At 60.7% G+C, this 20,754-nt stretch carries 16 protein-coding genes; 6 read left to right on the top strand and 10 right to left on the bottom strand.

The window, feature by feature from the left end:
• Positions 1–23: 23 nt before the first annotated feature.
• Positions 24–1,013 carry a tRNA pseudouridine(55) synthase TruB gene (gene truB / locus CDV46_RS00810; RefSeq protein ID WP_087721511.1) on the top strand — a complete coding sequence of 330 codons (990 nt, stop codon included), beginning with the start codon at positions 24–26 and terminating at the stop codon, positions 1,011–1,013.
• A 141-nt stretch (positions 1,014–1,154) separates the two neighbouring features.
• On the opposite strand, the gene CDV46_RS00805 is transcribed toward truB, so the two are convergent.
• The 4 genes from CDV46_RS00805 to CDV46_RS00790 form a co-directional block, all read right to left on the bottom strand.
• Positions 1,155–1,367: a cold-shock protein gene (locus CDV46_RS00805; RefSeq protein ID WP_087688866.1), complete on the bottom strand. Its 213-nt coding sequence runs from the start codon at positions 1,365–1,367 to the stop codon at positions 1,155–1,157.
• Positions 1,368–1,402: 35 nt separating this feature from the next.
• Positions 1,403–1,780, bottom strand: coding sequence for a hypothetical protein (locus CDV46_RS00800; protein ID WP_087721510.1), 378 nt, complete (start codon positions 1,778–1,780; stop codon positions 1,403–1,405).
• Positions 1,777–6,723, bottom strand: a complete 4,947-nt coding sequence (locus CDV46_RS00795) for an RHS repeat-associated core domain-containing protein (RefSeq protein WP_176398974.1) — start codon at positions 6,721–6,723, stop codon at positions 1,777–1,779. Before CDV46_RS00795 ends, CDV46_RS00800 begins: the two co-directional genes overlap by 4 nt.
• 225 nt (positions 6,724–6,948) lie before the next feature.
• Entirely contained in the window at positions 6,949–7,443 is a 495-nt protein-coding gene (locus CDV46_RS00790; RefSeq protein WP_058379063.1) for an acyl-CoA thioesterase, read from the bottom strand.
• Positions 7,444–7,720: 277 nt separating this feature from the next.
• Between CDV46_RS00790 and CDV46_RS26720 the strand changes: the two genes are divergently transcribed.
• On the top strand, positions 7,721–8,653 hold the full coding sequence (locus CDV46_RS26720) for a hypothetical protein (protein ID WP_140413264.1): 933 nt from the start codon (positions 7,721–7,723) through the stop codon (positions 8,651–8,653).
• A 162-nt stretch (positions 8,654–8,815) separates the two neighbouring features.
• Here CDV46_RS26720 and CDV46_RS00780 read toward each other — a convergent pair whose 3' ends face one another.
• The 4 genes from CDV46_RS00780 to CDV46_RS00765 form a co-directional block, all read right to left on the bottom strand.
• Entirely contained in the window at positions 8,816–10,366 is a 1,551-nt protein-coding gene (locus CDV46_RS00780; protein WP_087688863.1) for a DHA2 family efflux MFS transporter permease subunit, read from the bottom strand.
• 37 nt (positions 10,367–10,403) lie between these two features.
• Entirely contained in the window at positions 10,404–11,642 is a 1,239-nt protein-coding gene (locus CDV46_RS00775; RefSeq protein WP_087688916.1) for an HlyD family efflux transporter periplasmic adaptor subunit, read from the bottom strand.
• Positions 11,643–11,726: 84 nt separating this feature from the next.
• Positions 11,727–13,247: an efflux transporter outer membrane subunit gene (locus tag CDV46_RS00770; protein WP_087721507.1), complete on the bottom strand. Its 1,521-nt coding sequence runs from the start codon at positions 13,245–13,247 to the stop codon at positions 11,727–11,729.
• Positions 13,248–13,358: 111 nt separating this feature from the next.
• Positions 13,359–13,871 carry a MarR family winged helix-turn-helix transcriptional regulator gene (locus CDV46_RS00765; protein ID WP_087688861.1) on the bottom strand — a complete coding sequence of 171 codons (513 nt, stop codon included), beginning with the start codon at positions 13,869–13,871 and terminating at the stop codon, positions 13,359–13,361.
• Between the two features lie 274 nt (positions 13,872–14,145).
• Here CDV46_RS00765 and typA point away from each other — a divergent pair, with 274 nt between their 5' ends.
• Entirely contained in the window at positions 14,146–15,966 is a 1,821-nt protein-coding gene (gene typA, locus CDV46_RS00760; protein WP_087688860.1) for a translational GTPase TypA, read from the top strand.
• 190 nt (positions 15,967–16,156) lie between these two features.
• Positions 16,157–17,278: an enoyl-CoA hydratase/isomerase family protein gene (locus CDV46_RS00755; protein WP_087721506.1), complete on the top strand. Its 1,122-nt coding sequence runs from the start codon at positions 16,157–16,159 to the stop codon at positions 17,276–17,278.
• A gap of 32 nt (positions 17,279–17,310) precedes the next feature.
• Here CDV46_RS00755 and CDV46_RS00750 read toward each other — a convergent pair whose 3' ends face one another.
• Both CDV46_RS00750 and lexA read right to left on the bottom strand, forming a co-directional pair.
• Entirely contained in the window at positions 17,311–17,727 is a 417-nt protein-coding gene (locus CDV46_RS00750) for a hypothetical protein (protein WP_087721505.1), read from the bottom strand.
• A gap of 173 nt (positions 17,728–17,900) precedes the next feature.
• Entirely contained in the window at positions 17,901–18,554 is a 654-nt protein-coding gene (gene lexA, locus CDV46_RS00745) for a transcriptional repressor LexA (RefSeq protein ID WP_058379055.1), read from the bottom strand.
• A gap of 258 nt (positions 18,555–18,812) precedes the next feature.
• Here lexA and CDV46_RS00740 point away from each other — a divergent pair, with 258 nt between their 5' ends.
• The gene (locus CDV46_RS00740; RefSeq protein WP_087688857.1) at positions 18,813–19,844 is read left to right on the top strand and encodes a sulfate ABC transporter substrate-binding protein; all 1,032 of its coding nucleotides are present in this window, start codon (positions 18,813–18,815) and stop codon (positions 19,842–19,844) included.
• A 31-nt stretch (positions 19,845–19,875) separates the two neighbouring features.
• Positions 19,876–20,739: a sulfate ABC transporter permease subunit CysT gene (gene cysT, locus CDV46_RS00735; RefSeq protein WP_058379053.1), complete on the top strand. Its 864-nt coding sequence runs from the start codon at positions 19,876–19,878 to the stop codon at positions 20,737–20,739.
• The last annotated feature ends 15 nt before the right edge of the window (positions 20,740–20,754 follow it).

Below are 20,754 nucleotides of genomic sequence, written 5' to 3'. Positions count from 1 at the left end.
AAAATCTCAAGCTCTCCCGCATCATGACGGACCCGCGTTCGCAGGCACCCCGCCAAAAACTTCCCCGATTCGCCCTCGATGGCGTGTTGCTATTGGACAAGCCGTTGGGGCTGTCGTCGAACGACGCGCTCATCAAGGCCAAGCGCTTGCTGCAAGCGTTGAAAGCCGGGCATACCGGCACGCTCGATCCGTTGGCCACCGGCTTGCTGCCGCTGTGTTTCGGTGAGGCCACCAAGTTCTCGCAGGATTTGCTCGAAGCGGACAAGACCTACGAGGCTCGCGTGCGTCTGGGCGAGACCACGACGACGGGAGATGCCGAAGGTGAAGTGCTGCAAACCCGCGACGTGACGGTCGATGAGGCGTCCATTCGCGCCGTATTGCCGCAATTCACCGGACCGATCTCGCAAGTGCCGCCGATGTATTCCGCACTCAAGCGTGACGGTAAACCGCTGTACGAATACGCGCGTGCGGGTCAGACGCTGGAGCGCGAGGCACGCCAGATCACGATTCACTCGCTGGAACTGCTGGATTGCTCGCTGCCCGACGCGCCGGAGTTCACCTTCCGTGTGACGTGCAGCAAGGGGACGTATGTGCGTACGCTGGCGGAAGACATTGGTGAAGCGCTGGGCTGTGGTGCTCACCTGCGAGCACTGCGCCGGACAGCGGTGGGTCCGTTGACGCTTGACGGTGCGGTGACGCTCGAAGACCTCAACGCCATCGACCAACCGCAGCGTGTGGAAAAACTCGCGCCGGTGGATGCGTTGCTCAAGACCTTGCCCACGGTGTGGCTGGACGACGCGCTTGCCAAACGTTTCGCTCACGGTCAACGACTGCGGCTCGACGAAACGCGTTGCCCGCAAACGCTGCGCACCTGCGCGTCCGGGCACGAAGAGGGTATCGAAGTGAAGGTTTATGCGGAAGCGTTCGATGACAACGCAGCACGCCTGCTCGGCGTCGCCCGCCTCGACAGTGAGGCACTTCTCACGCCGCAGCGCTTGCTCAAGACGCAGTAATCCGCAGCAACAACGTCATTTACAGGGACTCGCGTTCGCGAGTCCCATCACACATTTTCCGAAGCACCGGCGAGCGTGACGCGCCGGCGGCTACGAGCCGGATGTTGACGGCTTCCGGACCAGGGCGGGCCTCACCGCGAATCACTCGGTTGCCACGATTTTCACATTCTTCGCCATGGGCCCCTTGGCGCCTTGAACGACGTCATATTCGACAGGCGTGTCCGCTTCGATACCCATCGCTGCAAACCCCACGAGTGAGGCCGAAGGCAGGAAGACAGCATCACCGCCATCATCCGGCGTGATGATGCCGAAACCTCGGTTGTTGTTAAAGAATTTGACTTTACCTCGTGACATTTTTCGCTCCTTAAAGGGACTTGCGGATCTTGCGCTCAGGAAGTCATTCGAGCGCCGCTCCACCAGTCCATACCGTCAAAAATCCTGCTCAGCCCCGACTTTGCGAAACCCGGTGCCATGACGCTTGTGGCATTGCGGCAAAACAGACCGTCGACAACCTTGTAGTGGTATCCGGCGCCGGCGAGGGCGTCCATCACTTGGTCGAACGTGATTTGTTGCATAGGTAAGAGGAGGTCGACGCCGTGCTGACGGTCCAAGTTGCCGAACAGCCCCCCTATGTCGAGCGACTTTGTGTTGGCAAGGCCCTGCATCTCCTTGGCGTAGGCTGCCGTTGAAAAATCGGTAGACAGGTAGTTGGACACTTTCGCCGCAGCGTCGCCGTACGGCGTGGATCCATAGGCACCGTTGATCACGCCTGCGTAGCTATTTCCCTTCGTGAGCGCTTTGAATCCCTTGTTGCCTTGGAGGCCCATTTTTTCGTGGCGTTGCCGGCAAAGCCGGGCTTCACCCGGCCAAAGCGAGCGACCATCCGGCTATATAAGCCGCCGCCTCGAAGTCCCTGACCCGCAACCACCGCAGGCGCCCGCCGTGCCGTGCCCAATACCCCGGTGCCCAGATTGACCACACCAAAACCAAGTCCGAGATACCCCAGTACGCTCGCCAGCTCCGGATCACTATCCTCCAGGACAATGGAGGAAATATCGAACGCGCTGCCGACCGCAGCGAGCCCGGTCACGCCGATCGCAAGGGCAAGAGAACTGCCGCTGGTAAATGGCGTTGCCAGAAGGCCCAGCACGCTTGCCGCAATACGGAATTCCTGCGTGTACATGAGCGGCATCGTGTCGAGGCGACTGTACTGCGCAATCTCCGCGTGCCCGCTCGGATCGTGATAGTTGAGGGGGTCGCCGTGGCAATAGACGTAGGCGGCAATTCCTCCTATGTCGAACGGACTCATGATGTCGGGCGACTGGAAGCGGCAATGCTCCGGGTCGTACATCCGGTAGCCGTTGCCGAGATGGTAGAACCCCACATAGTTCAGCGGCTCGCCTTTGAAGCCGAGCCAGGTGACTGCACCGGGATCCGAAGTCCGGTAGCCGTAAGGGGAAAAGCGGTAGTACGTGATGGCCTTGGTGTCGAGGTCGATGCTGGCGAAGACGGTCCCCGCCTGATCGCGAAGTTCGAACGAACTGGTTGCCGTCGTCTTGTCGTCGATCGTCGTGGATGCTTCTTGCAGGAAGCATGACGGGCTGTCGTTCTTCAGGACGAGCGTGCGCTTGTTGAAACCGTGCTTCTTTGCATCGTCCTGCTGAGAAACGGCATATCGCCGTTGCCCACGGTAGTGGTAGGTCTCGTTCCACTTTCCCTTACCGGCAGAACCCCCGCGAATTCGCCCAAGATCGTCATACGTGAAGACAAAATCACCGTCTTTCCCACCTGCCGTGGCAGAGCAACTCTTGGCCCGGCCGTTGCCATAGTAGGCGAGGGTGCGGTTCGATCGCTTGGTCAGCCGCCCGGCGTCATCGTTGTCGTACGGCTTGCCGTCCAATGAGGTGAGCACACCGGGTTTGGCGTCGTAGGTGCGCGTCGTCGTCGACACCGAGAGCACCTCCGGACGGCTCGTGCCGGTGTAGAACTCGTTCTCGCTCGACAGTACATTACCGAGCTTGTCGTAATCGAAGACCTGTTTGACGTATTGCTTGCCGCCATAACCTGCGAAACCCGCCTGCGAGCAGGACCAGGTTTTCAGGCGTTGTGAGGCGTCGTACTCGAAGTAGTCGGCGTTCGACGTCTTGTCGTCGACCTTGAGCATGATGCGGTCGATGCGGCCGTCGCCGATGCGTTGGCTTTCAATGACATGCGTCTTGACGCCGGTGCATTCGAATTTGCGCTTGATCTCGATCCCCGAGCGGTTGTAGCTGTACTGCACCGTCATGGTGAGATTCTGTTTCGCGGCCTTGATCGTTTCTTTCGACAGCAGGCCGTTATCCGAATAGACGTACGTGGCTTCGCAGCTATCGTTGATGGAGCGCTCAAGTCGTCCGAAAGCGTCGTACTGGAAGGCCGTCTTCGCGCCGGTGATGTCCTCGAACGCGATGATTTGTTGCCGATGGCTGAAGTGTGTCTTCGATGCTCGCGTGCCAGCGTTGTCCGTCATGGTCTCGGTGTACCTCAGCCCGCTGCCGTCGATCTCGCTCTTGTAGCCCGTGACCGTTGCGGGACGCTCGCCAGCATCGATTTGCCTGCCCCAGCGCGATGCGCCGTTGTACTCGAAGATGGCATCGGTGCCGTTGCTGATCTCTCGGGCGGGACGGCCGAGACCGTCGACCCGCTGTTCGCCCAGCGAGATCGTGCCCTTGTCGTCCTTGAGGTAAGCCGTGACGGCGACACTGGCAAGTGTTTCGTCGGGAAAGATGTTGCTGATCTCGATGCCGTCGGTGGTCGACGTGAGCAAGCGGTCGAAGCGGTCGTAGGTAAAGGCCGTGGGAGCGCCTTTCGCAGGCGTGAGTGTCTTCAGGCGGCCTTGGCCGTCGTAGGCCATCGTGATCTTGTCTCCGGGGAGCGTTGTTCTGCTCCCGTCGATGGTCTCGGTGTTGACCGACGTCATGTTGCCGCCGGCGTCGAAGGCGGTGAGTTTCCTGAATGACGGCGCACCCGATGCGCCGGCACTTTCAGTGAGCGTGCGTTCGGCAGCATCGTAGTCGCGCTGCGTTTCGGCGGCACCGACCACCATGGTTTCGCCCATGGCTTTGCTCGCGAGTGTCAGCGACTGGGTGTCGAGCTCTTTCCCGCCGGCGTCGGTCTGAACTTTCTTGACGCTGCACGTGTTTTTGGCGTCGTCATAGGTCCAGTTCGTCGTCAGCATGCTGTGCTTTACGTTCGCGTAGTCGTAATCGTATTGCTCGTCGCTCGCCAGACGGCCTTGGGCATCGTAGGTGCATCGGCTCATCAGCAGCCAGACCTTGCCATCGGGACTGGCCCAGCTCTCACAATCGCGTGCCAGTTCGTCTCGGATCACACGGGTGCGTTGCTTCGAAACCGAGTCGAGGGTTTCGTGCTGCCATCGCCTGCCTTTGAGCGGTGTGATGGTGTACTCGCGTTGCCCGGCAGTGACACCCTCCTGCGAGGCGGTTTCCTTGATCAGAATGCCAAACTTGTCATAGTTGCACGTGGTCTTGACGCCCTCGCCATCGACAGATTCATCGATGCGTCCGGTTAGCGCGGAGCGTGTCTGGCTCAATGTGAACGTCGTTGCATCCGCCGTCTCGGTCGTCGTCAGGACGGTGATCTTTCGCTTGTTCTTGGCGTCGGTCTTGTAAGTGAACGAGGTCTTGATTTCCGAACCTCTGACCTTGCCGCCGCCCGCACCGATCAGCCACGCCGAGGTTGTGCTGATCTGGCCAAACCCGGGGTCGTTGACGTTCGTCTGATAGGCGATGTCTTCGAGGTGCATCGAGCGGTCGGTCCACTTGCCGGCACTTGGCTGTTTCAATTTAAAACCGCGGGCGTTGGTCTTGCTCTGCTGAACCAGACTTTTGTTCAGTGTGTCGATGAGGCTCTGCGTCTGGTCCTTGGATTTCTTGTCGCCGGCGGTACTGAGTTGTTTGTCGAGACTATCGAGCAGTGCCTTGGCAGCTGCTTTGGCGATTTTCAGTTGCTCCGCGCTGACGTCGATTTCTTCGTATGACGGGTGCATCACGGTGAGTTTTCTGCCCGGCAGAAGCACGTATTCCCGGTCAACGCCAGCTACGGGTTTGCAGGTGAGACTGGCATAACCGTAGTACGTGAGACGTAGTGCATATTTTTTGCCGCCATCCTGCCGACAAACGAGTTCGGACTCCACGTGCGAGGTGAAGTTCTGGGTGTCGCCCGCGTAGCTCATGTCGAAAGGGAGTTGAAAGGCGGCTTTCGCGTAGTCGTTTTTGGTGATCGACATCGTGACTGTCGAATCGATTCTTGTGCCCCATGTCAGCCCGCCGGAACCGAACGCGACGAAGCCGAGGCCAATCGGATTGGTGAAATCCACGACCTTCAACAGGATGCCGAAGAAGCTGGTGTCGTGATAGCTCGTCGCGTTTTCCTTGACGGTGTACGCGGCGTAGTTGTTGAAGTAGGTCCATTCGGTGATCGTGTCACCTTGAGTGGACTTGATGAGGTTGCCGCTGGCATCGTATTCGAGCGCGAGTTCGTCAACGACGACGTTGGCGATTTTCTTGATCGTTTTATGCGTCGCGGTGCCGCGTGCCTTGTCGATGCTGACGCTTTGTTCCGTGAGTACGGTGACATCGGCGGCGGTGACGGCTTCGGAGACTTGTCCGGTGTCATTGAACGAGTACACGCGCGAGAGAACGTTCTTGTTGCCTTGTGTGCAGGCAATGGTGGTCTTGTTGGCGTCGTACTTGTAACTCTCGATCAAGGCGGTGACGGTCTCACCGGGCAAGGTGGTGTGCTTGACGATCTGCTTGTCGTTGAACTCCATCAACTCGGCGTGCGTTGAGGTTTCCAGCACATCCGGATCTCCCTTCTTTTCCGCCGGCATTGACTGCTGGCGGCGCATTTCGAATTTCTTGATCGCGCCTTGTTCATTTTCGAGAACGTAGATTGTCTTGGCGGTTCCGATCGCGCCTGTGCCTTCAATGGTTTGCTCGAAGGCATAGCGCGTATTGGCATATGTGCAGGCGTAGCTCACCTGCTCGTCGCTACCGGGGAAAAGGGTGATGCTTTTCAGGACTGGCGCCGGGATTTTGGCGCCGATATCGGCGAGCGGTGAATCCATCCAGTCTGCGTTTAGCAGACGACCGTCATCGTCATTGATGGCGACGACTCGCGGTCCGCCTCGGAACAATGTCCAATCGAATTTCAGTGACCGGCCCGAGGGCAGGATGTAGTGAGTCGGGTATATCCATGATTTTTGAGCGCCTGCCTGCTGCCTGAGTAAATCACTAGTTCCGAATTTTTCTGAGACGCCATTCTTGTGATAGACGACTAAGGCATAACCCGGGCCCTCCACCAGAAAATCCCCGCCGTTGAATGATTCACCCGAGCGCAACTCGAAGTTAAGCGTGCGCCCGTCGCACAGCGGAAGATTCGCAAAAGTATCGTAGGGATCATCCGCTAGGCTTTCCCGAACTCTCGTGTAGATACCGCAAGGAAGAATATTGAGGTCGCCTTCGTGGGTCTTGCACGAAAGACTGATGTCGAGCGCCGGTGACGTACCGGCATCGGCGAAAAGACTGGCGATCGGAATTCTTAAAAGGCCCTGACCGCTTTTGGGGCTGACGACTACGTGCCGGTTCATCGACGCATAGGTTTCGAACGCCAATTGTGCGTTGCTGCTGAAATGCTTGATCGGAGACATGTTGACGCTCCCACGAAGGCGGCGATATGCCGGAGTTGCCTTCATTGAAGCACCACGAATCACGGCCAAACACTGTCAACGTTGACAGGCGACAGCCGTCAGACGCCGTGGGACGCTGACGTCAGAACGTGGGAGCGAGGGGGAGTGGGGCAGGGCGGGGGTACGGCGAACGCTGGGAAGACAGCGTGGCGGGCGGGCGGTGAGACTACCGCCCGCATTGCCGAGTTAGTTGGCGACGTTCTCGGGCTTGAGGGCGTCGATGGCGCCCAAGGCAGCACGAACGTCCATGGCGTACTTGGCGAGCGCTTTCTGCTCGTCGGTCTTCGGCTCGAACGACGGCACGCTGACCGGGTGATTGCTCTCATCGACCGCGACGAAGACCATCAGGCAGTCAGTCGTCTGACGCAGTTCGCCCCATTTCGGGTCACCGGCGTGCACCGACACATGGATGTGCATGCTCGTGCGCCCCGTGGCGACGATGCGCGCACGCAGTTCCACCAGATTGCCCACCAGAATCGGCCGGTGGAAGTGAATATTGCCCACGCTTACCGTGACGCAATAACGGCCCGACCACGTGGCGGCGCAAGCGTAGGCCACTTCATCGATCCATTTCATCAACGAGCCCCCGTGCACCTTGCCGCCAAAGTTGACGGCAGCCGGTTCGGCCAGGAATCGGAAGGTGATCTCGGAGCGGTCGCTCTGGTTTTGCGGGGTATTCATGATTGTGCTGATTGTGCGGGGGAAATGTATCGTCGGGCGCCGCCCATTGCAGAGCGTTCGGCCGTCAGAACGCCGATGATACTGCGAATGCGCAAAACGCGTGCCGACGGGTGACATTTCCAGGCAGGCGAAATCTGAAAGCGGATGGACAATGGCCGCGCATAACGTTGTGATTTCCCCCGCTACGCAATGTGGGGTGACGCGATGCCAGGCATCGTCAACGTCGCCGGCTAGCGTCGTGCCATGGCACGAACCTCGGCGCCATGGAGCTTGCAGGATGCTATCCAGCATTGGCGGATTGCCCGCCGCGGCGACATCAGTTGTCCCATTGAATTCCTCGCCTCGCGGAATCGACCCCCCTTCGGAACACCAAGCCATGCTCCCGGCCGAGGCGCTTCCTCGCTATTCGCGGGTTGCCGGGGCAGGGGTGCTGATGGCCCACATGGCCAATTTTGCCGCGCAAGCGGCAAGCGCAGCCGCCCCGTACATGGCGCCGGGGTACTTCGCCGGGATCGCTGCCGAGGTTATGTACGAAGCGACCATGGTGCCATCGACTTCCACCTCTTCCACAGTATTTCCACCCAACCCGGCGTATTCACCCGTTCAAGTGTTACGCATCGGAAGCGCTGTCTTCACGCCGGGGATGATGCTGGCGCCATATTTCGCATTGCTCGCGCTGGGCGACCTGATTTGCTGGTCCATCGAAATCGGTAAGCCCGGGGCCCTGCGGTTTCGGGGCGACAGCGTTGCCAACCTCATGGGATGGATGAATGAGCTCGGGGTCTTCGAACAAATGCTTGCCGCGCTGGGGCCGCCCGAACCTTCCGGCGGCGAAGCGCCCGGCAGCATGGTCACGCCAAGTCCATCGATTCGCGCCGCCATGCTCACAACGGTTCTCGACAAATTACGCGGAAAGCTCGTCATGCATGACGATCCGCATTGGCAGAAGCAACTCGCGTGCTATATCCGTTCTGCCTCTACGACCCTATTTATCCTGCTCGTGGCGCGTTTGCCGTTCAGCAGCGATGTGTCGACGGTGCCCGATGGTTTGATTGCGCTTTATCGATGGATCGAGGGCGTGGCAGGGGCGACGAAAGCCGCCGCGTCAACGTCGGATACGCTGGTCGATAAGTACTATGCGCCCGATGCACCGGCTTACCCATTGGAAAGCGTGCATGTCGAGGCGCGTGATCCCGACGTGCGGGAGTGAACGGACGAGGTAAATGTGTGTGCGGTGCCCGCCATTGGGGCACGCCGCCAAACGAAAAAAACCCCGCTAACGTCAGCGGGGTTCAAGAAGTGCCCGGTAGTACAGAGCAGGGCCGGGCACTCGGGGGGAAGGAGGTTCCCGGGGGTGTCGCGAGGGTGCTGCTTAGTGAGCCCCCGCCGCAGCGTCGCCGCCGCCACCGCCACGTATCGGGCGTGTAATCCACACCATCGCGATCATCAGCACGAACAACAACGCCGAGATCCAGAAGATGTCGTTTGCGCCCAGCATCGCCGACTGCTGCGTGACGATGCGATCGATGTAGCCATGCGCCTGTGGTGTCGACATGCCCAACTGATTGAGCGTCTGCACCGAGTCGTTGAACGTCGCATCGTACGGTGTCAGATGCTCGGTCAACTGCGCGTGATGCAGCGTGATGCGGTTATCCCACACCGTGGTCGCAATCGACGTGCCTACCGCGCCGCACGTAATCCGCACGAAGTTCGACAGACCTGCCGCTGCGGGAATGCGGTGCGCCGGCAAGCCCGACAGAATGATGGCCGTGAGCGGGATGAAGAACATCGACATCGGCACGCCCTGCAAGAACGTCGGAATCATCAGCGTGCGCGTATCGACCAGCGTGTTGAAGTGCGAACGCATCACGAAGACCAGCGCGAACAGCAGGAACGACACCGTCACCACCCAGCGTGCATCGAGCTTTGGCAGCGTCTTGCCGATAATCGGCGACAAGATGATGGCGAATAACCCGACCGGTGCCATCACCAGCCCGGCTTCGGTTGCCGTGTAGCCGAGATAGATCTGCAACCACTGCGGCAAGATCACCAGATTCCCGAAGAACAGCCCGTAACCGACCGAAATCGCCACCACGCCGCCCGTGAAATTGACCCGCTTGAACAGCGTCAGGTCCACCACCGGGTGCTTCTCGGTGATCTCCCAGATCACGAAGAAACAGAACGCCACGAGTGCGACCAGCGCCAACGCGACAATCGTTGCCGAGTTGAACCAGTCGAGTTCCTTGCCCTTGTCGAGCATCACCTGCAACGAGCCGACCCAGATCACCAGCAAGGAGAGACCGATCTTGTCGATCGGCTTTCGCTGCGTGGGTGTTTCGCGTTTCTTGTAAATCATCCACGTCACATACGCAGCGGCAATACCCACCGGAATGTTGATGTAGAAGATCCACGGCCAATGGTAGTTATCGGAAATCCAGCCACCCAGAATCGGCCCCATCACCGGGGCGACGAGTGTCGTCATGCCCCAGAGTGCCAGGGCCATCGAACTCTTGGCCGGCGGATAACTTGAGAGCAGCAGCGACTGCGACAGCGGAATCATCGGGCCGGCCACGGCACCCTGCAACACACGGGCAGCGAGCAGAATTTCGAGCGTGGGCGCCATGCCGCACAGCCACGAAGCCAGCACAAACAACAGAATCGACGTGATGAACAGACGCACCGCGCCGAAGCGCTCGGTGAGCCAGCCCGTCAACGGTACAGAAATGGCGTTGGCGACGGCGAACGACGTAATCACCCACGTGCCCTGACTCGACGAGACACCGAGGTCACCGGAAATGGCAGGGATGGACACGTTGGCAATCGACGTGTCGAGCACGTTCATGAACGTGGCGAGCGACAGCGCGATCGTGCCGAGTACCAACTGGCCGCCCGAGAGCGGGCCAGGAGCGTTTTGAGTTGCCATGAGTTGTCAAAGGGGGTGGGGGGCACCCCCCTCCGATTTACAGGGGACGCGCGCGAGCGGGCTGGTTGCGCGTGTCGTTGGCGGCGCCCGAAGCGCCCGAACCAGCAGCCGCGCCAGCGTTTTCAGTGATGATCTTCGCCACGATGTCGTCGGCGTCGTGCCCGACCTTGTCGTACACGTCGGTCGAATACACCGGCAGCGTCGGCGCTTCACCCAGCTCCTTGCCGTCGGTGTTGCGCACGTTCACCTTCACCTGCATCGACAGGCCCACGCGCAGCGGATGCTGTTGCAGTTGCTTCGCGTCCAGCGCAATACGCACCGGCAGACGTTGCACCACCTTGATCCAGTTACCCGTGGCGTTCTGTGCCGGCAGCAGCGAGAACGCGCTGCCCGTACCTGCCGAGAAGCCCGCCACCGTGCCCTTGTACTCGACCGCCGAGCCGTAGACGTCGGCCGTGAGCGTCACCGGCTGACCCACGCGCATGTGCGCAATCTGCACTTCCTTGAAGTTGGCATCCACCCAGACTTCGTTGAGCGGCACCAGCGCCATCAGCGGTGCACCCGTCGCGACACGCTGGCCGACCTGCACCGAACGCTTGGCGACATAGCCGTCCACCGGCGCCGGAATCGACGTGCGGGCGTAGTCGAGATACGCGGCACGCACTTGCGCGGCCGCCTGCTGCACGTTCGGATGCGTGGTGACCGACGTTTTGTCGGTCAGCGCCTTGTTCGACACCAACTGCGCACGGGCCTGCTCAAGCGCGGCTTGTGCCGACTTCACAGCATCCTGAGCGTGAGCCAGTTCTTCGCGTGACACGGCGCCCGAGGCAATCGCCATCTCGCGGCGCTTCACGTCGGCCTGTGCCTTGGCCAGATCCGACTCGCGCATCGAGACCGTCGCCGCGTAGGCGTCGTTGTTCACGAAATACGTACGCACCTGACGCACGGTCTGCGCCAGATTCGCTTCCGACTTCAGCAGGGCCACGCGGGCATCGGTCTGGTCGAGCGTGACCAGCGGCTGGCCAGCCTTGACCATCTGCGTATCGTCGACCTTCACGCCTGTGACGGTGCCGGAGACTTGCGGCGTGATCTGCACCACGTTGCCCGCCACGTACGCATCGTCCGTGTCTTCGTAATAACGCGCATAAAGCGCGTAGTAGGCGCCGTAGCCGATCGCTGCAATCACGATCACGGCCGTCAGCGTCAGCATCATGCGGCGTCGCTTGCCGTTGTTCGGGGCCGGCGTAGCAGGCGCTTGTTGTTGGTTGTCGCTCATCATTCGCTCCGTACTAATCTCTCAATGTGCTTTTTGACGTTGTGTCTTGTGTGTCTTATGTGCTGCTGTGCGGTTCAGGGCAGGTCAGTGCGTTTGCGTTGCCGCATCGCCGTCGGCCGTGGCCGGGCGTTCCTGCCCGACGACCAGACCGGCTGCCTGCGCGTCGAAGCCACCGCCCAGCGCCTTGATCAGTCCGATCTGCTGGTCGCGGCGTGCGCCTTCGATATTCACGCGTGTCTGTTCTTGCAGCAGCAGCGACGACTCGGCTGTGAGCACTGTCACTTGCGGCGTGAGGCCTGCCTTGTAACGGTCGATGGCCAGATCGTAGGCACGCTGCGCAGCGTTTTGCGCCACGCGTTGCGACACCATCTGCCGGTCGGCGGAACGAATCGATGACATGCGGTCGGCGATATCGCCGAGTGCCTTGTTCAGCGTCGAGTCATAGTTCGCCACGGCGCTTTCATACGCGGCGTACTGACCCTTGAGGTTGGCGCGCAGGCGCCCGCCGTCGAAGATCGGCAGCGAAATCACCGGACCGGCCTGAATGTTCTGGCTGCTCGGATCGATCAGCTTGCCCAGCCCGAAGGTCGAGAAGCCGAAAGCGGCGTTGAGGTTCACGTCCGGGTAGAAGCGTGCCTTGGCAACGTCCACACCCTTGAGTTGAGCTTCCACGCCCCAGCGGGCCGAGACCACATCGGGACGGCGGCCGAGCAGGGCGAGCGGCAGGTTGTCGGGCAGCGCCGGCGTCGGCAGTTGTGCAAGCTTCGGACGCTCGATTTCAAGGCCGCGGTCCGGGCCCTTGCCGAGCAGCACGCCCAGTTGGTGGCGCGTGAGCAGGATCTGGCCGTCGAGTTGCGCGAGTTGCGTCTCGATATCGGCGGTATTGCTTTCGGCCTGTTTCTGTTCGACTTGCGTGTCGAGTCCGGCGCGCACACGGTCGTTCGTCAGCTTGCCCAGGTTCTGGCGCTGCTTGCCGATGCGCTCCAGCACGTCATGCAGGGCGTATTGCTGCGCGAGCTGGTTGTACGAGCGAGCCACTGCGGTGGAGAGTGCGAGGCGCACTTCCTGATCTTCGGCTTCTTCGGCGCGCTCGGCGTTGGTCGCCTGCGCACGTGCCGAGCGATTCTTGCCCCACAGGTCGAGTTCCCACGACAGCGAGGCATTCAGGTCGCCCTGAGTGAACCAGGTGCCACCGTAACCCGGCGGATAAATGGTGTTTTCCGTGAATTTCTCGCGATACACGTCGGCCTGGAAACCGACGGACGGCAGCAGCGCCGCAGCGGCACCTTCCGTTTGGGCCTGTGCGGCCTTCAGACGCGCGGCTGCCGAGGCCAGATCGGGGTTGGTCGCGAGCGCTTCGTTGATCAACGAGACGAGTTGCGGATCGCCAAAACGCTGGGCCCAGTCAGTGCCCGGCCATTGACCGCCCTCGGCGGGCAGGCTGCGCTGGGTCTGATACTGGTCGGGCGTGGAAATCTGCTTGTCGCTATGGATACCGGCGAAATTCGCACAACCGGCAAATCCCAGCGTCACTGCCGCCAGACAAAGGGCGGAAATCGCTGTGCGGGCCCGCAGACGCGGGAGGAACGGTGAGGCCGCTTTCATCGCAAAACCTTTACGAGTGAAGTCTTCTACTGACAATAATCGGGGAATCGGGCACTTGCGAGTCCGTGCAATAGTGGACATGGCAAGCTTTATTCGAGGGGAATCCGGCGGTTATCCGCTCTCTCCGTTGGCAATGACGCGCCGCAGGAGGCTCTTCAGAAAGCCCATTTCTTCGACGGAGAAGCCACGCATCAGGTGATCGGCGGCACGCACGAAGATATCCGGCATGCGGTCGGCCATCGCGTTGCCCGCCTCGGTCGCACTCAGATCGACCGTGCGGCGGTCGGTCTTGCTGCGCTCGCGCACCAGCAGGCCATGCGCTTCGAGACGGTCGAGCAGCCGGGTTACGGCGCTCGCATCTATACAGTAGTCGCGCGCCAGATCGGCTGCCGTCTTGCTTTTACCCGTAGCTACCTTATAGAGCATGGTGGCTTGCGTGCTGGTCAGCCCGTACTGCGAGGTTTCCTTCGTCAGTTCGGCCATGATCAGCTGACGCACCCGGGCCACCAGATAGCCAAGGGAATCGTCGATGTTGTAACCGTTGCGGGGCGGGTCGACGGCGGGCGCCGCATCGCTGGGCGGCGTCGGCGCTGAATCGTTGAGCGTGGCGGGTGGTTCGGCCATTTTCGTGATGATGCAATAATTGACTTGTCACGATTATAGCGGGCACTTAATAAAAAGCAAGGCGATGCAATAGTTGACTAGGCATATATTTCACGTCGCACTAGAAAGAAGCCTCTAATTGGTGCGTGGCGGGAGGTTGGCGTGCGGGGGAAATTCGTGACGGCGCGGTGTCAATGCGGTAAGCCGTTGTTGCATTGCAGAAATGCCATGACGTGGGACATGCGCAAGTGGTAGAATCGCGGATTCTCCAAAGGCTTTTTTCGAGCACCTTTTCATGACCCGCGCTCTCCGTAACATCGCTATCATCGCGCACGTCGACCACGGCAAAACCACGCTGGTTGACCAATTGCTGCGCCAGTCGGGCACCTTCCGCGAAAATCAGCACGTCGCTGAACGCGTGATGGACTCGAACGACATTGAAAAAGAGCGCGGCATCACGATCCTCGCCAAAAACTGCGCCGTCGAATACGAAGGCACCCACATCAACATCGTTGACACCCCGGGTCACGCGGACTTCGGTGGTGAAGTCGAGCGCGTGCTCTCGATGGTCGACAGCGTGTTGCTGCTGGTCGATGCCGTCGAAGGTCCGATGCCGCAAACCCGCTTCGTGACCCGCAAGGCCCTGGGCCTCGGTCTGAAGCCGATCGTCGTGGTCAACAAGATCGACCGTCCGGGCGCACGTCCGGATTGGGTGATCAACCAGACGTTCGATCTGATGGACAAGCTCGGTGCTACCGACGAGCAACTGGATTTCCCGGTTGTCTACGCCTCGGCACTGAATGGTTTCGCGAGCCTCGACTCGGACGTGCGTGAAGGCGATATGCGCCCGCTGTTCGACGCGATTCTCAAGAACGTGCCCGTGCGTGAAGCCGACGTCGACGCGCCGCTGCAACTGCAAATCAGCTCGCTCGACTACTCGACGTTCGTCGGCCGTATCGGTATTGGCCGTATTACGCGCGGCAGCATCAAGCCGGGCCAGCAAGTGGCCATGCGCTTCGGTCCGGAAGGCGAAGTGCTCAAGCGCAAGATCAACCAAGTGCTGACGTTCCAAGGCCTGGAGCGCGTGATGTCGGACGGCGCGCAAGCCGGCGACATCGTGCTGATTAACGGTATCGAAGACGTGGGTATCGGTGCAACGCTGTGCGACATCGATACGCCGGAAGCGCTGCCGCTGCTGACGGTGGACGAGCCTACGCTGACCATGAACTTCTGCGTGAACACGTCGCCGCTGGCCGGCCGTGAAGGCAAGTTCGTGACGAGCCGCCAGATTCGCGACCGTCTGCACAAGGAACTGAACCACAACGTGGCGCTGCGCGTGAAAGACACGGCCGAAGACTCGGTCTTCGAAGTGTCGGGCCGTGGCGAACTCCACCTGACGATTCTCATCGAGAACATGCGTCGCGAAGGCTATGAACTGGCCGTGTCGCGTCCGCGCGTGGTGCTCAAGGAAATCGACGGCGTGAAGCACGAGCCGTACGAAATGCTGACCATCGACCTGGAAGACGATCACCAGGGCGCGGTCATGGAAGAAATCGGCCGCCGCAAGGGCGAAATGCTGGACATGGTCTCGGACGGCCGTGGCCGTACGCGTCTGGAATACCGCATTCCGGCCCGTGGCCTGATCGGCTTCCAGGGCGACTTCCTGTCGATGACCCGTGGTACGGGCCTGATGAGCCACATCTTCGATGCTTACGCACCGCTCAAGGATGGTTCGCTGGGTGAGCGTCGCAACGGCGTGCTGATCTCGCAAGACGACGGCGCTGCCGTGGCCTACGCACTGTGGAAGCTGCAAGATCGCGGCCGCATGTTCGTGTCGCCGGGCGATGCGCTGTACGAAGGCATGATCATCGGTATTCACAGCCGTGATAACGACCTCGTGGTCAACCCGATCAAGGGCAAGCAGCTCACGAACGTGCGTGCGTCGGGTACCGACGAAGCCGTGCGTCTGGTGCCGCCGATCGCGATGAACCTCGAGTACGCGGTGGAATTCATCGACGACGACGAACTGGTTGAAGTCACGCCGAAGACGATCCGTCTGCGCAAGCGTTACCTCAAGGAACACGAGCGCAAGCGCGCTTCGCGCGACGCGTCGTAAAGTAGTCGCCGGCGATAGGGTCGGCAGCCAGTGGGAGTCTCCCGTCCGGTTGCAGATGCCAGTCTGTTGGAAAGAAAGCCGGTGCTCAGCGCCGGCTTTTTTTATTCGACGCGCCCGTGCGTTTTCGACCCGGCCGAGTCACTTTGTACGTTCCGACTTCACATCAACCCCCTCGATCTAGCTACTCGACATGACTGAGTTTGTTCGCACTGAGATTCGTGGCCGTATCGGTTTCATCACGCTCGCACGCCCGAAGGCGCTTAACGCACTCTCGCACGACATGATTCGTGCGATCGCCAGCGCTTTGCACGTCTGGCGAGACGATCCCCAAGTGCTGGGCGTCGTGTTGCAGGGCGAAGGCGAGAAGGGCTTGTGCGCAGGCGGTGACATTCGCTATTTCCATGAAGTCGTCAGCCGGGGTGGCGAAGCGACGGCGGGCATCATGGACTTCTTCACCGACGAATACACGCTGAACTACACCATCGCCACATATCCGAAGCCGTACATCGCGTTGATGGATGGTGTGGTGATGGGCGGTGGCATGGGGATCTCGCAAGGCGCAGCGTTGCGCATCGTGACCGAAGCCACACGCATGGCGATGCCGGAGACAGCCATCGGCCTGTTTCCCGATGTTGGCGGCGGGTTCTTCCTCGCGAATCTTGCGGGGCACCTCGGTGAATATCTCGGCATGACGGGCACGGTGTTCGGCGCCGTTGACGCCTGCGAGATCGGTCTGGCCGACGTGGTGATGCCGCGTGCGTCGCTGTCGGCGCTATGCGAGCAACTGGCAACGGGGGACTGGCAAGATAGCGATGCCGTGCTGAATGCAGCCCGCAATTTCGCGCGCGAAAGTCTGCCCCCGGTTGGGCTGGCTCAGGGCAAGCTCGCGGCACTGCGTGACGTCATCGACACGCACTTCGGTCATGCTGACGCCACGGCAATTCTGCATTCGCTGGCGCGTGAAGCGCGTTGCGAATATGCTGGCTGGGCGCAGGAAACCGAGGACCTGCTGCGTAACAAGCGCTCACCGCTGATGGTGTGCGTCACGCTGGAGCAAGTGCGGCGTGCTCGCAAATTGTCGCTGGCGGAAGACCTGCGGGAAGAATGGCTGATGATGCGCTGCGTTTTCAATCTGGATGGGCGCACGGGTGCCGAAGGTGTTGAGGGCATTCGCGCGCTCGTGGTCGATAAAGACCACGCACCACGTTGGCAACACGCTCGTATCGAAGACGTCAAACCGGCAGACGTTGCCCGGTTCTTCGATGGCGAGCGTCGCGGCGCAGATCACCCGTTGGCAACGCTGGGCGAGTAAAAGACGCCGCGCCTACGCGCGAATACACGCGCCTACACCGCTGCCTGACAAAACTGCTCGCCAACGGCCTGATCGAGTTTGCGACAGATGTCGGCGATGCTGCCGACCATCACGATGTGCGAGACGTCACGATAGACGCGCACATCGTCATGCGCGTCGCGGCGTGTCTGCAATTCACGCACATTGCGCGATGCCTTGACCGCTTGCGCAGCGGGGCAGGCGCGACGCGCAGCCGAACTGACAACTGAAGCGATAGCGCGGGGCAGGGCGGTAGTGCGGGTACGCGTCGGGACCGTGTAAGAACGTGCGATGGCCGGTGCGGCCGCGAACGGTCCGGACAAGGCCGACAGGCCATACACCGCAGACAGACGCGCCTGCGCTGAGGCGGTGGCCGTGCGAATGCGCGGTTGACCGAGGGACGTGCGCAGCAAACCAAAGAGTCGAGCCATGATGCGTTTCCTTCTTCCAATAGCGGTTGGAGAGAGGTGTCCTGTCGCATCGCTTCACAAATCGCAGGCGCAGCAGGGCACGGGCGCCGGACCCAGCCCGGCGCAAATCAGCGTTACTTGATCGTCAGGGAATGGCGCGCGACGTGAAGTCGTTGCGCGCCTTTGGCTTGCGCCTAGAGATCGTTATTGCGAATCAGGCCGACCGCGATCCCTTCCAGCGCAAAATCACCACTGCCTTCGTTGACGTTGATGTTCTCGAAGTCAGGGTTCTCGGCAATCAGCTCCACGCCGCCCTTCACGCGGTGGAAGCGCTTGACCGTGACGTCGTCGCCGATACGCGCCACGACGATTTGTCCTTCGCGCGCATCTGCGGCTTTCTGCACGGCCAGCAGATCACCGTCGAGAATGCCGGCATCGCGCATCGACATCCCGCGCACTTTCAGCAGGTAATCGGGCTGACGGGCAAACATGTTCGGATCGCACTGGAAATTGCGTTCGATATGCTCCTGCGCCAGAATCGGGCTGCCTGCGGCCACGCGCCCGACGAGCGGCAGCGAGAGTTGCATCAGCCCCATATGCGGCAGCGTGAACTGATGCACGCCGCCCGCCTCATCGAGACGTTTGAGCCGGATGCCGCGCGATTGCCCGGCGGAAAGCTCGATCACACCCTTGCGCGCCAGCGCCCGCAGATGTTCCTCGGCCGCATTGGCCGAAGAGAAGCCCAGCTCGGCGGCAATCTCTGCGCGTGTCGGCGGGAAGCCGGTGCGCTCAATGGCCTGGCGAACCAGTTCGTAGACCTGCTGTTGACGTGCGGTAAGTTTGATCATGGCATCACTGTATGGAAGCACAGGTGGCTGTATTTTTATACAGTGTTTCCAAAAGCGCAAGCGAAAACTTCAAGTACTTCATGAGCTTCGCGCTCAAATACCCCGATTTCTGCCGCAAACCGGTGCCCCTCATCCCTCAGCACAAAATCTCTAATCCTTATTCCGGTATAAACAAAAGCCAAAATATTATTTTTAATTATTTAGCCGCCCCCCTAGACTGGCCTCCTACCACACGAAAGCAAAAAAGGAGCGAAAGTCATGAGCATTGCAGCACGGGGTTCGAAAGCTAAGAAACTGGCGACCGCACTGGGCGCTATCGCACTGTCCGTCGGCATGACGGTACAGGCACAAGCGGCAAGCTTTTCGCTGCTCAACGTGTCGTACGACCCGACGCGTGAGCTTTATGCCGATTACAACAAGGCTTTCGAAGCCCATTACAAACAGACCACGGGTGACACCGTCACGCTGAAGGCCTCGCACGGCGGTTCGGGCAAGCAAGCCCGCACGGTGCTCGATGGCGCACCGGCCGATGTGGTCACGCTCGGTATTTCTGCCGACATCGACGAACTCGCGCAAGCCGGTCTGGTGAACAAGGACTGGCAGAAGCGCCTGCCGGACAACGCCACGCCGTACACGTCGACCATCGTGCTGCTCGTGCGCAAGGGCAACCCCAAGAACATCAAGGACTGGGACGATCTGGCCAAGCCGGGCATCAGCGTCGTGACGCCGAACCCGAAGACGTCGGCCGGCGCCCGCTGGAACTACCTCGCCGCATGGCTGTTCGCGCTCAAGGCACCGGGCGGTAATGAACAGAAGGCGCAGGACTTCGTCAAGGCGATCTACAAGAACGTGGGCGTGCTGGACTCGGGCGCACGCGGCGCGACGACGACGTTCGTCGAGCGCGGCATCGGCGACGTGCTGATCGCCTGGGAAAACGAAGCGCTGCTGTCGGTGAAGGATCTCGGTCCGGACAAGTTCGACATCGTGGTGCCGTCGTCGTCGATTCTGACGGAGCCGCCGGTGGCCGTGGTTGACAAGAACGTCGACAAGCATGGCACGCGCAAGGTGGCCGAAGCCTATCTGCAATGGCTGTACTCGCCGCAAGGGCAGGAGATTGCCGCGAAGCACTTCTATCGTCCGCGTTCGCCGGAAATCGCCAAGAAGTACGCGTCGCAGTATCCGAAGCTCAAGTTGTACACGGTGGACGCCGATCTCGGCGGCTGGACCAAGACGCAGGCCAAGCACTTCGCTGACGGCGGCATCTTCGATCAGATCTACACCAAGAAGTAATTCGGAAAAAAGGAACGAAGGGGACGATCGCATGAGTACCGCACTGTTTCCAATCTGGCGTAAGCCGAGTGCATTGCCGGGCTTCGGCCTGACGATGGGCTACACCGTGGCGTACCTGAGTCTGGTCGTGCTGGTGCCGTTGCTGATGGTCTTCATCAAGGCAAGCTCGCTCGATTGGGCGAGTTTTGTCACCGCCGTGAGTTCGCCGCGCGTGCTGGCGTCGTATCGCCTCACGTTCGGCATCTCGCTGGCGGCAGCGCTCCTGAACGCTGTGTTCGGTTTCATTCTGGCGTGGGTGCTGGTGCGCTACACGTTCCCCGGCAAGCGCATCGTCGATGCGCTGGTCGATCTGCCGTTCGCGTTGCCCACGTCGGTCGCGGGCATCGTGCTCGCCGCCATCTACGCCCCGAATGGCTGGATCGGCCGCTGGTTCGAGCCGCTGGGTATCAAGATTGCCTTCACGCCGCTGGGTATTTTTGTCGCGCTCACGTTCATCGGTCTGCCGTTCGTGGTGCGCACGCTGCAACCGGTGCTCGAAGAGTTCGAGCGCGAGCAGGAAGAAGCGGCGGCTTGTCTGGGCGCTTCGCGCTGGCAGACCGTGCGTCACGTGATCCTGCCGGCGGTGTTGCCGGCGCTGCTGACCGGCTTCGCACTGGCATTTGCCCGCGCGGTCGGTGAGTACGGTTCGGTCATCTTTATCGCGGGCAACATTCCGATGGTCTCGGAAATCACCTCGCTGCTGATCGTGACCAAGCTCGAACAGTTCGACTACGCAGGCGCTGCGGCATTGGCCGTCGTCATGCTCGTGATCTCGTTCGTGCTGCTGCTCCTCATCAATACCCTGCAATGGTGGCTGCAACGCCGTCATTCGGGCCGACGCGCCAGCGGCGCGTGATTCCAGAGAAAGATT

The sequence above is a fragment of the Pandoraea sp. PE-S2T-3 genome, assembly GCF_002179965.1.
In the GTDB taxonomy this organism is placed as follows: domain Bacteria; phylum Pseudomonadota; class Gammaproteobacteria; order Burkholderiales; family Burkholderiaceae; genus Pandoraea.
Note: the sequence above shows the minus strand (reverse complement) of the source record. Positions and strands in the feature narration are given on the sequence as shown.